Genomic DNA, 14,720 nt, shown 5'->3' with positions numbered 1-14,720 from the left:
ACGACCGCCCGCACTCCCACCACCCAGCACGTACGCCGAACAAGCCCGTTCACCCCGTCACAGGAGGTTCTCTTGGAGCGCCCAGCCAGTCAGGTGGTCCCGCTGCTGCCGGAGCAGCGTCGGTTCTTGACCCGCGCCCTGCCCGAGGCACACCACTGGAATCAGGTCAGCCTGTTCCGCATCCCCACCGAGCTGACCGCGCCCATCGTCGCCACGGCGATGCGTCTGGTGGTGAACAGGCACGAGGCGCTGCGGGTACGGCTCACCGACGCCAGCCCTTGTGACGTCGGCGCACTCGCTCCTCCGCTCGACACGTTTCCCGTCGAGGAGGTGGATCTGTCCACCGAGAACGACAGCGACGCGCTGACCGCGTACTGCACCCAGGTCCAGGCCAGCTTGCGGTTCGACGACCCACCCATGCTCAGGGTCTCCCGGATCACCTTGAACGGCGGCGAGGTGCGACTCCTCGTCGTGGCACACCACTTCGTCGCCGATGGTGTCGGGTTCGGCGTCCTGATCGGCGAGTTCGACGCCGCGTGCCGGGACCTGCTCGCGGGGCGGACCCCGACCGAGCCACGCCCGACCGCCGGGGCCCACGAGTTCGCGAGCTGGCTCACGAAGAAGTCCCGTGAACCGGACATCGTCGACCAGTACGAGACCTGGCTGCGCCTCGGACAGTCCGCGCCCGCGGTGCCGCTGCAGTACGACCGCGAGAACACCATGGCGACCACGGAGATCGCGACTGTGGTCATGAACCGGGACGAGACACACGCCCTGCTCCGCGCCGCGGGCACCGGGGGACGCAGCGGAGGAATCCTCGACGTCTTCCTGACCGCCCTGATCCCCACGCTCACCGCCGGCGGGGACACGCGGCTGCGCACCAACCTGATCGGTCACGGGCGGTACGGCCTCGCCGGACAGCCTCGGGTGGCGCGGACGGTCGGCTGGCTCTCCACCCGGTACCCGCTGCACCTGGCGCTGGACGGGCATGCCGACTTCGCGACCCAGCGCGAGGAGGTCCGCCGACAACTGGGCGAGGTGCCGATGAGCGGTACGGGCTTCGGGCTGTTGCGCTACGTCAGCGACGATCCGGCCCTCCGCGAAGAGCTGGCCCGGCTCGGCGAGCCGGACGTGACGGTGAACTACCGGGGGCGTACCCGCGCACCGGAGCCCGACACCCTGCTGCAACCCGCGGACGAGTCTCCAGGCCCGGACGAGACGAGCACCGGGCTGCGCGAGCACGTGCACGGGGTCGACCTCCTCGTCCGCGCGGACGAGATGAACGTGATCTGGTATTACAGCGCCAACCAGTTCGACGCGGACACCGTCACCCGCTACGCCACGGAGCTGTGCGACCGGGTGCGGAAGGGACTGGGGCTGTGACCCGGTGGTCGCGGCACGCGTCGCCCCGGCACGCCGGACAGCCATGAGCGGCTCTTCCGCCGTACCGTCGCTGTTGCGGGAGTTCGAGGCGCAGGTCCGGGCGGTTCCGTACCGGGCGGCCGTGCGGGCGCCCGACGGGCAGGAGGTCCGCTACGGCGAATTGGCGGACCTGGTCCGCGCGGGACGCCGGATGCTGCTGGCCGCCCGCGTTGGACCCGGCACGACGGTAAGGGTCAGCGGCCAGCCCACGGCATCCACCGTGGCCGTCATGCTCGCCGCGTGGTCGCTGCGGGCGGTGGTGTGGCTCGCGGAGCCACGGTCGGGCGGTCCGGCCCCGGCGGCGGCACCGCCCGGCAGCGCCGCTCCCTCCACGGCCGGCCAGCCGGTCCCGTTCGTGGACGTCCGGGCAGGCGTCGATGTGCCCGGGCTCGCGCTGCTCGCCGACGCGGGGCCTCTGGACGAGCAGGAGGCCGCCGCGGTGGCCGATGTGGCGCGCCAGCCGCCGCGTCCCGACGACCGGCCCGCGTACCTCGTGGCGTCGTCGGGTACGACCGGCAACCGGAAGTTCATCCTGGGCAGCTACCGAGGGCTGTCGCACTTCGTGCGGTGGCAGCGGGACCGCTTCGGCATCGGTCCCGGCGACTCGGTGGCCCAGTTGACCCACGTGACCTTCGACGTCGTGCTGCGGGAACTGGTGACGCCGCTCGTCAGCGGCGCGACGTTGCTGTTGTCGCCGCCCGGGCTGCGCCCCGGGCGGATGCTGGAACACCTGACGGTCGGCGCGGCGACCGTCGTCAACGTGGTGCCCAGCCTGGCCCGGCTGTGGCTCCAGTCCGAGCAGGCGCCGGCCGCCGGGGTGTCATCGCCCGACCTGCGCCTGACGTTCTTCGCGGGGGAGCCACTCGACGCGGCCCTCGCCGCTCGGTGGCGGGCGCGGACGGGCCGGCGACAGGCGGTGGTCAATCTGTACGGGCCGTCGGAGACCACGCTCGCCTCCTTCCACTGGGTGGTACCCCCGGACGTCACCAGCGGGCCATGCCCGGTCGGCGCGCCGATCCCGGGTGCCAGCTACACGCTCGTCGATCCCGAGCGCCGCGCCGGCCCCGGAGCGGGTGGCGTCGGCGAGGTGGTCATCCGCACCCCGCATGCGTCGTTCGGTTACCTCGGAGCGCGCTCACCGGAGCAGGACCACGCCTACCGGCACGAAGGCGGAATCGCCACCTTCCACACCGGGGACCTCGGCCGGGTCCAGGACGGCGTGCTCCGGCTGATCGGCCGCACCGGCACGACGATGAAGATCAACGGCCGGTGGGTGGACCGCGCCGCCCTGGAGTCCCTGCTGACCAGCCTTGCCGGGGTGCACGAGGCGATCGCACTGCCGCTACGCACACCACAGGGGTGGCGTGTCCGCGTGTTTCTCGTAGCGGCCACGCCAATCGACCCGCAGGACGTTCGCAGGCTCGTGCTGCGAGCTTTGGGCAGCGCGTCGGTTCCCGCCGCTGTCACGGTCGTCGCGGAGCTTCCGCGCCTCGCCACCGGCAAGATCGCTCTTGCTGAGCTGCTCAGGTGTGAGCCAACCCATAAAGATCAAGGAGAAACGATGACCGGTCAGCCCTCCGTCCCCGGACACGTACTGTCCGAGCAGGCCATCCTCGGCTCGGTTCGCCGGACGGCCGCCACAGTGCTTGGCCAGGAGGTGCCCGCGGATGAAGACCTCTTCGACGCCGGCCTCGATTCGCTCAGCGCCCTCGAGATCAGCGCCTCAGTGGAGGAGGAGTTCCAGGTCGACTGCTATCCGGAGGACATCTTCGAACACCCGGTCCCTACCGCCCTGGCCCGGTTCCTGCTCGCCCGTGCAGGCGGCGCCTGAGGGAGTACGGCTTGTCCTGCGTTCCGCCACCTTCGTGCCGGCGGCCGGCGGACGAGCCCCGTCAGTCGCGTCGGGCGAGCACGGCGACCCGGGGCAGCGCCTCCGGGTCGGGTACGGGGGTGAGCAGGTCGTCGATGGCGGCGACGTGGCTCGTCGTCCAGCCGGCGTCAGCCAGGGCGGAGAGCACGTCGGCCACGGGGTGGGCGGTGTTGGTGATCGTCGTGGTGAAGGGGGCCGTGCGGCCGTCGTCGGTGCGTAGCTCCCCGGTGACGTGCAGCGGGCGGCGGTCGCCGTCGAGCGGGCCCCGGGCCACCTCGACCGAGACGGTGCCGTCCTGCCGGGCGACCGGGGGGACGTCGGCGAGGAGCCCCTTCGTCGTGGACATGTCGAAGCCGAACCAGCCGCCCGGCGCGACCGCCCGGTGCACGCAGCGCAGGTAGGACCGGACCCGGTCGATGTCGCCGACGTGGTTGAGGACGTCGTACGTGGAGACCGCGAACGCGCAGGGGCGCGGCACCTCGAAGTCCGCGGCGTCCGCGGCGATGAGCACCGCGTCGGTGCCGGCCAGCCGTTCCCGGGCGCGGGCGATCATCGCCTCGGAGACGTCGACCCCGACGACCCGGTAGCCGGCGGCGGCGAATCGGGCGGCCACGATGCCGGTGCCGCAGCCGACGTCCAGCAGGCTCAGCTCCGACCCGGGTGCGACGCGCGCGTGCAGCCGCAGCCACGCCTCGCCCATCCGCTCGGGGTACGGCGCCCAAAAGCGGTCATACGCCGTGACGAAGGCGTCAACGTACTCGGCCATCGGGTTGCCTTTCGTAGTGCCGGACGGTGGAACTGGCCAACGGGACGAGCGCGGCCACGAAGATCACCGTGGCCAGGGCGAGCAGGGCCGTTCGCACGCCGATCGCGGGTACGACGAGACCGGCGGCGATCATGACGGGCGGGCCCAGTCCCACCGCCCCCAGCCACTCGTACGCGCTCACGCGGGACATCGCCTCCGTCGGCACCTCGGACTGGACGGTCGTCTCCCACAGCACCCCGAAGACGTCGAAGGCGACCCCGGCCAGCACGGCGGCGAGGATCACGAACGGCAGGGCGGCACCGGCTCCGAGCAGCAGCGCCGGCAGCCCCAGCAGCGACACGGCGAGGACGGCCGTGCGCAGGGGCCGGGTCGTCCTGATCCGCATCGCCACCAGCACGCCGGCAAACATGCCGACGGCGTACCCGGCCAGGACGCCGGACCAGGCGCCCGCGCCGCCCAGGTGCGCCCTGGCGAGCAGCGGCCCCGCGAGCCCGAAGGTGACCCCGACGGCGGCGTTGATCACCGCTGCGGCGAGCACGATCTGCCACAGCCATCGTCGCCGGACGAACTCGCGCCAGCCGTCGCGCAGTTCGGCCGGCAGGTTCCGCCCGGCGGGCCGGGTCGTCGCGGCGAGGCGCAGCCGCGCGAGGAGTAAGGCGGCGACGGCGAACGTCGCGGCGTCGAGGGCCAGCGCCCAGCCCGGCCCGAGCCAGGTGATCAGCGCGCCGCCCGCCGTGAAGCCCGCCACCGTGGCGGTGTTCGTGCCGAGCCGCAGCAGGGCGTTGCCCCGCTGGCGCGCCTGTGGCGCGACGAGTTCGGCGGTCAGCCCGTTGAGCGAGGGCAGCAGCAGCGCGGAGGCGGTGCCGGCGACGGCTGCGCAGACGGCGAGGGTGGCGACGCCGGCCCGCCCGCTCAGCACGAGGACGGTCATCGCGCCGTACGCCGTACCGCACATCAGTTCCGCCGCCACGAGTACGCGGTGGCGCGGCAGCCGGTCGCCGATGACGCCGCCGAGCAGCATCAGCGCGATCCGGGGCACCGAGATCGCGGCGAGCACGAGCGACAGCGCCGTGGGCGATCCGCCGGGAAGGTCGAGCACGGCGAAGGTCAGCGCGAGCGGGCCCATCGCGTTGCCGAAGACGGAGATCGTCCTGGCCGTGGCGAACAGGACGAACCGGCGCTCGCGCAGCGGGTCCGCCGGGCGGTCCACGGACGCGACGGTGTCGGTCATGCCCGGTCCGGGCGGACGATCGCCTGCCACCGCGCCACCGGCTCGCCGGCGTCGAGCACGTGCAGCAGCGGCCGGCGGGCCACCACGGGGCACACGTGTCCGGGCAGCACCCGCAGCTCGTCGCCCACCGACACCGACCCCGCGTCGACCGGCCCGCCGTCGGGTGCGGTCAGCACGACACCGCTCATCCAGGTCTGGTCGGCGCCCGCTAGCAGTTCGTCGGCGTCGGTGCGCAGCACCTGTCCGTCGGTGCCGGTGACGGTCGTGGTGACGGATATCGCGACCGCCCCGGGGTCGCACTCGCCCAGCCGGGCGAACCCGCCGTCGAGCAGCGCGTACGCCCCGGCGCAGACCTCGGTCACGCCGGCGACGTCCAGCACGCCGGCGAGGGTCGGGGTGCCCCCGACGCTGACGGCCGGGCAGGGCGACCCGGCCGCGCGGATCCGCTCGGCGACCGACACCAGCAGGCGCGCCTGGTGGCGGCCCAGCTCGACCCGGTCGCGCGCGGCGGCGGGGTCGGTGATCCCCACGTATCCGGTGACGCCCGCCATCCGCAGCCCGCCGGTCCGCGCGATCGTGGCGGCCAGCCCCACGGCGGCGTCGGGGTCGACGCCGACGCGGTGCAGACCGGTGTCGACCTCGACGCGTACGCCGAGTTCGACGCCGTGGGCCTCGGCCGCCGCGCCGAGCCCGGCCACCGCGTCGGGGTGGTCCACGTGCACCGTCACCGCGCAGTGCCGCGCGAGCTGGGCGAACCTGGTCCACCGCCACGCGTCACGCCAGGGCCACGCCACCGTCACGTCCGTCACGCCCACCGCCACGTAGGCCTCGGCCTCGGCCGCCGAGTGCACCGCGACGCCCACCGCGCCCGCGGCCACCTGCCGGGCGGCGATCTCGGGACTCCGGTGCCCCTTGACGTGCGCGCGCAGGGCGACGTCGGCCTCGGCCACCCGCCGGCCGTACCGCGCGACGTTCGCGTCCAGCCGGGCCAGGTCGACGGTCACCCGTGGCGTCATTCGCCGCGCCCGTGCCAGGCGTCCGGCGGGAAGGAGAACGCCGCGTCGCCGCCGGCGAGCATCGCCGCCTGGCGGTCCCGCTCGGCGGGGTGCGGCACGCCGACGCCGGAGACACCGAGGAAGGCCTCGTCCGGCCAGGACAGCCCGAGGGCGTCCTCGACGGGCGCGTCGCGGGTGGCGGCGGTGAAGAACGTCCCGAGCCCGAGCGCCGTCGCGGTGAGGTACACGGTCTGGCTCAGGTGACCGACGTCGAGCAGGAGCGCACGGTACGCGCGGGCGGCCGGGTACTTCCACACGGTCCGGTCGAGCACCGCCGCGTACATCAGCAGGAAGCCGGCCTGGGCGCCGTGCGGCTGCCCGCCGCACCACTCGCGCAGCCGGTCCTCGCCGGGGGCGGGCGCGAGGCGCACCAGCTCGTGGCGGCGCACCGCGTAGTGGTAGATCCCGGGTTCCAGCCCCGCCACGTCGCGGACCACCGGGTAGACCTCGACCGGGTGGCGGGCCCCGCCGGAGGGGACGGTCTTGAGCAGCGCCGTCCCGACCCCGGAGACGTCCACCTCGCGACGGACCCCGGCCGTCCAGCGCAGCAGGGCCGCGAACGCGGGCAGCGGCACCGGGCGGTCCGGGTCGAACCATCGGGTCGAGCGCCGGGCCGCGAGGACCGTGGTGAAGTCGACGGCGGGCGGGTCGGCGGGGGGCAGGGCGATGCGTGGCCCGTCGTGCTCCCTGACCGGATCCGGCTGGCCGGACTTGGCGCGCAGCACCGCCGCGTCCTGCGCCGCCGAGCGGAAGACGTCGCTGCCGAGCGTACGGCTGGCCAGGTGGTAGTAGGTGGCTGCCGGTCCCAGGTCGCGCCACGCGCCGAGGCGTTCCTCCTGGGCGTGCTCGGGCGAACCCTCGGCGACGAGCACGTGGGCGTCGAGGAGCTGCTGCGCGAGCCGGCCTTCGGGCTCGGCCCAGTCGGCGTAGTCGCGCAGCAGCCTCTCCGCCTCCACAGTCAACGCGAACTGCCGGTGCCTCAGCGGGTCGTCGCAGACCAGTTGGCCGTCACGCCACAGGAAGACGACCAGCCGCGACACACGGACACGCATGACTACTCAGGCTTCGACCGGTCAGACCTCGACCGGAGGCTCCAGGCAGGTCAGTTCCTGGTCGTAGTCGTCGGACGCCACCGGCTCGAAGGCCTCGATCTGCTCGGTCATGCGGGAGCTCCCCTCACTAATCGGCGTTGATCACTGTGATGCACCGTATCAGACCGTCCACAGTGAACACACCCACCGACATGGATCGAGCCGACCCGCTCCCGCGCCGACTCAGGCCTCGTGGACCTCCAGCACCCGGGTGGTCGGGGCGGCGTCGCCCAGCTCACCGCGCAGCGCCACCCGCTCCGGGTCGGCCAGGAAACCGTCGTAGCCGGCGCGGGTGTCGAACCGGATCAGGTGCACCTCCGTACGCCCGTCGCCGGTGCGCTGCCGACGCTCCAGCCGCCCGCCGTGCCGCCCGAGCAGGCCGAGCACCGCGTCCTCGTACCGCTGGCCGGTCTCGACCGCGTCGGGGGCCAGCGCCACCAGGCGCACGGCGGCGGCCGGGTCGGTGACCAGCGACTTGAAGAAGTGGTGGTCGACGTGGCCGCCGGGGATGCCCTCCCGGCGGCCCGTGTCGAGGTAGCCGTGCCGGCGGTAGAACTCCGGCGCCTGGAACGAGAACGAGGAGACCGACATCTCCGTGCAGCCGCGCCGGCGGGCCTCGTCCTCGGCGGCCCGCAGCAGCCGGCCGCCCCACCCCTCGGCGCGGCGGTCCTCGCGCACCCACACCATGTTGATCCCGGCGCAGCCGCCCCAGGTCCACCCGGTCAGGCCGGCCACCAGCTCGCCGTCGGCGTCGTCGACCCGGACGCAGAGGCCGGCCTCGTCGTCCGCGCCGGTCGCCCGGTTGTTGAAGATGGTCAGCTCCGCGTCGAGCCGTGCCTGGAGTTCCTTGTCCTCGCGGAGCACCCGAAGGACGCTGCCGGCGTCGTTCCCCGTGGTCGTCATGCGGCGGAGTATCGCAGCGCCCCGCCCCCGGTGACACCGCAAATCCGGCGGCGCCGCCTGCCGGGCGGGGCCCCGTTATCCGGCGACGCCGACCGCCTCGGCGCTGGCCGTCCAGAGTCGGGCGGCGAGCTGCGGATCGGTCGCCCTGGGCAGCGGCCGGCGCAGCCGCCGGTCGACGTGGTAGCCGCCCGTCACCAGCCGCTCCGGGTCCTGGTTGGCCAGCCAGACCAGCGTCTCCGCGCCCTTCTCCGGGCTGCGCAGCGGCAGGATCCGCATGCCCAGGGCGACCAGCCGGTTGTCGTTGCCGAACCGGCTGCGCACCACCCCCGGATGGAAGGAGTACGCGGGGATCTCCGGCCAGCGCCGGGCCGCCTCGGCCGTGAAGAGGATGTTCGCCTGCTTGCTGGTGCCGTACGCCTGCATGGGCCGGTAGCGGCGCAGCGCGGCGTTGAGGTCGGCCGGGTCGAGCACGCCGCTGCGGTGCGCGCCCGAGGCGGTCACCACCATCCGGCCGATCCGGTCCCGCAGCAGGTTGCTGAGCAGGAACGGGGCCAGGTGGTTGGCCTGGATCGACAGCTCGAAGCCGTCGACCGTGGTGAGCGGCTGGAGCGCGATCGCCCCGGCGTTGTTGGCGAGCACGTCGATCCGGTCGTACGCCTCGCGCAGCTTGCCGGCCAGCCGGCGGACGTCGTCCAGCACCGCGAAGTCGGCCCGGAACAGCTCCGGTCGCTCGCCGGACGCCTCCCGCACCTGTTCCGCCGCGGCCTGGAGTCGGGCCGGGTCGCGGCCGACCAGTACCACCTGGTCACCGCGGCGCGCCAGGTCGACGGCGGCCGCCAGCCCGATGCCCGAACTGGCCCCGGTCACCACCACGATCCGACGCCCAGTGAGATCTTCCACAGGTCCATTCACCCCGGTCACGGCACGAGGTTACCGTGGCGTCACAAAGACCTTTGGGATCGTTAAGCCCTCGCATTTCGTCAGGTGACGTCGGCGTGCCCGCGCACGCTGGAAGGAGCGCATCCATGGCCGCAGTCGGTCGCCCCCGTCGGTCCTGCCTCGCGGTACCCGGCTCCAGCGTCAAGATGCTCGGCAAGGCCCAGGGGCTCCCGGCCGACCAGGTCTTCCTGGACCTGGAGGACGCGGTCGCCCCGCTGGCCAAGCCCGACGCCCGGAAGAACATCGTCGCGGCGCTCAACGAGGGCGACTGGTCGGGCAAGACCCGCGTCGTCCGGGTCAACGACCTGACCACGCCGTGGACCTACCGGGACGTCATCGACGTGGTGGAGGGCGCCGGCGCCAACCTCGACTGCGTCATGCTGCCCAAGGTGCAGAACGCGGCCCAGGTGCAGTGGCTCGACATGACCCTGACCCAGCTGGAGAAGACGCTCGGCCTGGAGGTCGGCCGGATCGGCATCGAGGCGCAGATCGAGAACGCCGCCGGCCTGGTCAACATCGACGCCATCGCGGCCGCCTCGCCCCGGGTCGAGACCATCATCTTCGGTCCGGCCGACTTCATGGCCTCGATCAACATGAAGTCCCTGGTGGTCGGCGCGCTCATCCCGGACTACCCGGGCGACCCCTACCACTACATCCTCATGCGCATCCTGATGGCGGCCCGGATGCACGACAAGCAGGCCATCGACGGCCCGTTCCTGCAGATCCGCGACGTGGACGCGTTCCGCGAGGTGGCCAAGCGCTCGGCGGCGCTCGGCTTCGACGGCAAGTGGGTGCTGCACCCGGGCCAGATCGACGCCGCGAACGAGGTCTACTCGCCGGCCCAGGCCGACTACGACCACGCCGAGCTGATCCTCGACGCGTACGAGCACTACACGTCGGAGGCGGGCGGCCGGCTGGGCGCGGTGATGCTCGGCGACGAGATGATCGACGAGGCGTCCCGCAAGATGGCCCTCGTGGTGGCGGCGAAGGGCCGGGCCGCGGGCATGACCCGCACCTCGTCCTTCACCCCGCCGGCCGAGTAGTCCCCGCGCCTCCCGACATCCGTGCCGCCCCGGTCCGCGCCGGGGCGGCACCGTCGCGTCAGTAGTTGGTGCCGCCGGTGTCGGCCTGGGAGATCGCGAAGATGATGATCGCCACGTAGAAGAGGACCACCAGCAGGTAGAGGCCGGTGACGATCCAGCCGACGATGATGCCGGCCTTCGCCATGCCCTCGCCGCCCTCGCCGGTCTCCCGGATCTGCTTCTGCGCGACGTGGCCGAGGATCGCGCCGATCGGCGCGGTGATGCAGGAGCCGATGCCGACCAGGGCGAGCACCAGTGCGGCGATGGCGAGGCCGTTGGTCCTCAACGAGGGGGCGTAGCCGTAGTTCGGGTAGGCCGGCGGGTAGGCGGCGGGCCCGGGCTGGCCGGCGGCGTGCTTCATCCCGGCGTACGGGTCGCCGCCCGCGTACGGGTCCGGGGCGTACGGGTCGGCCGGCGCGTACGGGTCGGGGCCGGTGGGCTGGGTGGGGACGGGTTGACCGCTCACCGGGAGGGCGGGGTCGGCGGGTGGGCTCGACTGCTGGCCCGACCACGCCGGGTCGTTCCAGCCGCCGGAGGGCGGGGGATATGTCATTCGTCTGCTCCGTAGGGTGCGGGGTGCGCCCGTCAGGGTAGTCAGGCCTGCCCAGACCCCGAGGTGTCACCACCGGGTGTGCCGCGTTGCCCGGGCCGGAGGAAGCGGGCAGGATCCTGGCATGGTGATTGACGCGCGAGCCGCGGACCGCTCCGGCAGCCGACCGAGACGGGACGCGAGCCGCCCCGGCGTGGCCCGGCGCACCCGCGCCGCCGCCCAGCCGGGCACCGCCGGCATCGACGAGCCCGCGCCGCTGCCGGACCCGGTGACCATGCGCCTCGACGGGAAGGTCGCCCTGGTCACCGGGGCGGGCAGCCCGGACGGCATCGGGTACGCGACGGCCCGCCGGCTGGCCGACCTCGGCGCCCGGGTGGCCATCGTCTCCACCACCCGACGCATCCACGACCGGGCCGGCGAGCTGGGCGTGACCGGCTTCGTCGCCGACCTCACCGACGAGTCGGAGGTGGGCGCGCTCGCCGACGCGGTCGCCGAGCAGCTCGGGGACGTCGAGGTGCTGGTCAACAACGCGGGCCTGGCCAGCCGGGCCAGCCCCGAGGTGCTGCGCCCGGTCGCCCAGCTCAGCTACGACGAGTGGCGCGGTGAGATCGACCGCAACCTCACCACCGCGTTCCTGTGCAGCCGGGCCTTCATCGGCGGCATGGCCGAGCGGGGCTGGGGCCGGATCGTCAACCTGTCGGCCACCGCCGGGCCGGTCAACGCCCTGCCCACCGAGGCGGCCTACGCGGCGGCCAAGGCGGGCGTGGTCGGGCTGACCCGGGCGCTGGCGATGGAGATGATCGCCGACGGGGTGACCGTGAACGCCGTCGCGCCGGGCACCATCCACACCGCGGCCTCCACGGTGGCGGAGATCCGGCAGGGCCTCGGCACCCCGGTCGGCCGCCCCGGCACGCCGGACGAGGTGGCCGCGGCGATCGTCTTCCTCTGCTCGCCGGCCGCCTCGTACATCACCGGGCAGATGCTGGTGGTGGACGGCGGCAACAGCGTCCGTGAGGCCGAGTTCCGCTGATCCGCGGGGCTCAGTAGTTGGGGCCGTTGTTGCCGGCGAGGGCGATCAGCGCGATCCAGCCGCAGCAGGCCAGCACGCCGAGCCCGGTGATGACGTAGCTGAGGATGAGGCCCCACGTGGCGAGCTGGTCGCCCTCCTCGCCCGTCGTGCGGATCTGCCGCTTGGCCAGGTGCCCGAGGACGATGCCGATCGGGGAGAAGACGAACGCGAAGACCAGCGAGAGGATGGCGAGCACGTTCGTCCCGCCGGCCCGGGGACCGGACGGCGGGCCGTACTGCCCGTAGGGCGTCTGCGGGGTGTACGGGGGCTGATGCCTCCACTGCTGCCCGTGCGGCGGTTCGCCGGGCTGCTCGTAGCTGGGCTGCCCGTACGCGGGCTGCTGGTGGGCCGGCTCGTAGGACGGTGGTTCGTAGGACGGCTGCTCGTAGGACGGCGGCCCGTACGACGGTGGCTCCGGTGGGGGCTCGTAGCTCGACGGATCGTGCCCCGGCGGGGGCTCCCAGGGTGACGGCGACCGGTCCGGATCGGGCGGCCCCGACGACGGTGGCTGGCTCACGGTCTCCTCCTGCCGGTGGCGGATCGCGTCCCCTCTTGCCGGACGCTACCCGCAGCGGTGAACCTTTTCACAGCGGTTGTGTGGACTGGTCACCTTGGCCTCGACCGCCGTGCGGCCAATACTGACGAAGCGTTCAGTTACCCATGAGTAAGGCGCCGACCCCCGGAGGCTGAGATGGCCCGACTCGCCCAGACGCCCGGCCTGACCGATGTGCAGCGGTCGATCCTGGAGACCGTCCGGGAGTTCGCCGACAAGGAGATCATCCCGCACGCGCAGCGGCTGGAGCACGCCGACGAGTACCCGAGCGACATCCTCGACGGGATGCGCGAGATGGGCCTCTTCGGTCTCACCATCGACGAGGAGTACGGCGGGCTCGGCGAGTCCCTGCTCACCTACGCGCTGGTGGTCGAGGAGCTGTCGCGGGGCTGGATGTCGATCTCCGGCATCGTCAACACCCACTTCATCGTCGCGTACCTGATCTCCCAGCACGGCTCCGCCGAGCAGAAGGCCCGGCTGCTGCCGAAGATGGCGACCGGCGAGGTGCGCGGCGCCTTCTCGATGTCCGAGCCCGAGTGTGGCTCCGACGTCTCCGCGATCAAGTCGAAGGCCGTCCGCGACGGCGACCGGTACGTCATCAACGGCCAGAAGATGTGGCTGACCAACGGGGCGTACTCGTCGGTGGTGGCGACCCTGGTCAAGACCGACACGGGCGCCGACTCCGTCTACGGCAACATGAGCACCTTCCTGCTGGAGAAGGAGCCCGGCTTCGGCGAGACAGCGCCAGGCCTGACCATCCCCGGCAAGATCGACAAGATGGGCTACAAAGGCGTCGAGACCACCGAGATGGTGCTCGACGGGGTCACCGTCGACGAGTCCGCCGTCCTCGGCGGCGCGGAGAAGGTCGGCCGCGGCTTCTACCAGATGATGGACGGCATCGAGGTCGGCCGGGTCAACGTGGCCGCCCGCGCCTGCGGCATCTCCATCCGCGCCTTCGAACTCGCCGTCGCGTACGCCCAGCAGCGCCACACCTTCGGCCAGCCGCTCGCGAAGCACCAGGCCGTCGCCTTCAAGCTCGCTGAGATGGGCACCAAGATCGAGGCGGCCCACGCGCTCATGGTCAACGCCGCCCGGCTCAAGGACGCCGGCCAGCGCAACGACGTCGAGGCCGGCATGGCCAAGCTGCTCGCCTCGGAGTACTGCGCCGAGGTCGTCCAGGAGGCGTTCCGCATCCACGGCGGCTACGGCTACTCCAAGGAGTACGAGATCGAGCGGCTGATGCGGGAGGCCCCGTTCCTGCTCATCGGCGAGGGCACCTCGGAGATCCAGAAGACGATCATCTCCCGCGGCCTCCTCAAGCAGTACAAGCTCTGACGCGAGGAAGGGCACCCTCCTGACGCCTCAGGTAGAGGAAGGTGCCCTTCCTGACACGTCGGCGCCGGCGGCGGGCTCCGGTGCGGTGACCGGCCCCGCCGCCAGCACCTGCGGTCGTTCCCGGTACGCCTCGATCGCGGCCGCCAGGCGCTGCTCCGGCACCGCCACGTCACGGCCCCCGACCACCGGCGCCGGCTCCAGCGACCGCCACACCCTCGGCCGCAGCCGCACTCCGGCGAGCCGGCCGTCCTCCCGGTGCAGGCTCACCCGGTCGATGTTGGACCAGTCGTACCGCCGGCGGCCGTGCCGGATCCCGCTCGCCGTCAGCGCCAGCCGCCCGGTGAACCGCATGCCGAAATAGGCGACGAGGCCGCCCGCCGCCGCCACCGCGACCAGGAGCACCAGCCGGACGACCCGGGCCCACTGCGGGTCGGCGGGCAGCGCCATCGTCACCACCAGCATCACCGCCGTCGCCCAGGCCAGGGCGGTGACGAGGTCGACCCAGCCGGCCAGGGACCGCCGAGCGACCAGACCGGGCTCCGTCCCGTCCACGCCGGCCACCCGTTCCCGCCAGATAAGCCGGGCGTCCTGCCGCGGACACCACCGCCGCAGCAGCGCGGTCACACCGACGAAGAGCCAGAAGACACAGACATCGGGATCGAACCGGGGAACCCGGAACAGCGCGGCGGCCATCGGCACCGCCACCATTGCGGCCACCGTCGCGGCCAGCAGCCGGCGGGACCAGAGCCCGTCGTCGCGCTTCGGCAGCCGGCCGGACAGGCGGACAGACATGACCGCAGGGTACGAGCCGTCGACAACGTACGGGCCCGACCAACCGCCCAGCCGACTCGTGC

At 73.0% G+C, this 14,720-nt stretch carries 14 protein-coding genes; 5 read left to right on the top strand and 9 right to left on the bottom strand.

Features of this window, described 5'->3' with window-relative positions; translation table 11 throughout:
- The first annotated feature begins 72 nt into the window (after nt 1-72).
- Together ACLQ20_RS02805 and ACLQ20_RS02800 are read left to right on the top strand one after the other, a co-directional pair.
- Nucleotides 73-1,383 (top strand): condensation domain-containing protein, encoded by a 1,311-nt coding sequence (locus ACLQ20_RS02805; RefSeq protein WP_425854013.1) that lies wholly within the window; start codon nt 73-75, stop codon nt 1,381-1,383.
- Between the two features lie 43 nt (nt 1,384-1,426).
- Entirely contained in the window at nt 1,427-3,253 is a 1,827-nt protein-coding gene (locus ACLQ20_RS02800; RefSeq protein ID WP_425854012.1) for an AMP-binding protein, read from the top strand.
- A 61-nt stretch (nt 3,254-3,314) separates the two neighbouring features.
- Here ACLQ20_RS02800 and ACLQ20_RS02795 read toward each other — a convergent pair whose 3' ends face one another.
- The 6 genes from ACLQ20_RS02795 to ACLQ20_RS02770 form a co-directional block, all read right to left on the bottom strand.
- Nucleotides 3,315-4,058, bottom strand: a complete 744-nt coding sequence (locus tag ACLQ20_RS02795) for a class I SAM-dependent DNA methyltransferase (RefSeq protein WP_425854011.1) — start codon at nt 4,056-4,058, stop codon at nt 3,315-3,317.
- The gene (locus tag ACLQ20_RS02790; protein WP_151454712.1) at nt 4,042-5,289 is read right to left on the bottom strand and encodes an MFS transporter; all 1,248 of its coding nucleotides are present in this window, start codon (nt 5,287-5,289) and stop codon (nt 4,042-4,044) included. The genes ACLQ20_RS02795 and ACLQ20_RS02790 overlap by 17 nt, the downstream gene beginning before the upstream one ends.
- A complete protein-coding gene (locus ACLQ20_RS02785) occupies nt 5,286-6,293 on the bottom strand; it encodes an alanine racemase (RefSeq protein WP_425854010.1) in 1,008 nt (335 codons plus the stop codon). Before ACLQ20_RS02785 ends, ACLQ20_RS02790 begins: the two co-directional genes overlap by 4 nt.
- A gap of 8 nt (nt 6,294-6,301) precedes the next feature.
- A complete protein-coding gene (locus ACLQ20_RS02780; protein ID WP_425854009.1) occupies nt 6,302-7,396 on the bottom strand; it encodes a SagB family peptide dehydrogenase in 1,095 nt (364 codons plus the stop codon).
- A gap of 222 nt (nt 7,397-7,618) precedes the next feature.
- Nucleotides 7,619-8,338 carry a GNAT family N-acetyltransferase gene (locus tag ACLQ20_RS02775; RefSeq protein ID WP_425854008.1) on the bottom strand — a complete coding sequence of 240 codons (720 nt, stop codon included), beginning with the start codon at nt 8,336-8,338 and terminating at the stop codon, nt 7,619-7,621.
- A gap of 75 nt (nt 8,339-8,413) precedes the next feature.
- The gene (locus ACLQ20_RS02770) at nt 8,414-9,238 is read right to left on the bottom strand and encodes an SDR family NAD(P)-dependent oxidoreductase (protein ID WP_311410652.1); all 825 of its coding nucleotides are present in this window, start codon (nt 9,236-9,238) and stop codon (nt 8,414-8,416) included.
- Between the two features lie 125 nt (nt 9,239-9,363).
- Between ACLQ20_RS02770 and ACLQ20_RS02765 the strand changes: the two genes are divergently transcribed.
- Entirely contained in the window at nt 9,364-10,320 is a 957-nt protein-coding gene (locus ACLQ20_RS02765; protein ID WP_132231620.1) for an HpcH/HpaI aldolase/citrate lyase family protein, read from the top strand.
- A 58-nt stretch (nt 10,321-10,378) separates the two neighbouring features.
- Here the strand turns inward: ACLQ20_RS02765 and ACLQ20_RS02760 are convergent, their stop codons facing one another.
- Nucleotides 10,379-10,912, bottom strand: a complete 534-nt coding sequence (locus ACLQ20_RS02760; RefSeq protein WP_327030409.1) for a DUF4190 domain-containing protein — start codon at nt 10,910-10,912, stop codon at nt 10,379-10,381.
- Between the two features lie 121 nt (nt 10,913-11,033).
- On the opposite strand from ACLQ20_RS02760, the gene ACLQ20_RS02755 reads away from it, so the two are divergent.
- Nucleotides 11,034-11,939, top strand: coding sequence for an SDR family NAD(P)-dependent oxidoreductase (locus ACLQ20_RS02755; protein WP_151454935.1), 906 nt, complete (start codon nt 11,034-11,036; stop codon nt 11,937-11,939).
- A gap of 10 nt (nt 11,940-11,949) precedes the next feature.
- Here ACLQ20_RS02755 and ACLQ20_RS02750 read toward each other — a convergent pair whose 3' ends face one another.
- Nucleotides 11,950-12,495 carry a DUF4190 domain-containing protein gene (locus ACLQ20_RS02750; protein ID WP_425854007.1) on the bottom strand — a complete coding sequence of 182 codons (546 nt, stop codon included), beginning with the start codon at nt 12,493-12,495 and terminating at the stop codon, nt 11,950-11,952.
- A 174-nt stretch (nt 12,496-12,669) separates the two neighbouring features.
- Here ACLQ20_RS02750 and ACLQ20_RS02745 point away from each other — a divergent pair, with 174 nt between their 5' ends.
- Complete coding sequence (locus ACLQ20_RS02745; protein ID WP_132231612.1) at nt 12,670-13,866, top strand: acyl-CoA dehydrogenase family protein; 1,197 nt, start codon at nt 12,670-12,672, stop codon at nt 13,864-13,866.
- A gap of 27 nt (nt 13,867-13,893) precedes the next feature.
- On the opposite strand, the gene ACLQ20_RS02740 is transcribed toward ACLQ20_RS02745, so the two are convergent.
- Nucleotides 13,894-14,658, bottom strand: coding sequence for a hypothetical protein (locus ACLQ20_RS02740; protein WP_425854006.1), 765 nt, complete (start codon nt 14,656-14,658; stop codon nt 13,894-13,896).
- Between the last annotated feature and the right edge of the window lie 62 nt (nt 14,659-14,720).

The sequence above is a fragment of the Micromonospora sp. DT46 genome (assembly GCF_049841735.1).
GTDB classification, from domain to species: domain Bacteria; phylum Actinomycetota; class Actinomycetes; order Mycobacteriales; family Micromonosporaceae; genus Micromonospora; species Micromonospora reichwaldensis.
The sequence above is the reverse complement of the archived record's forward strand: the minus strand, read 5'-3'. Positions and strand labels throughout refer to the sequence as shown.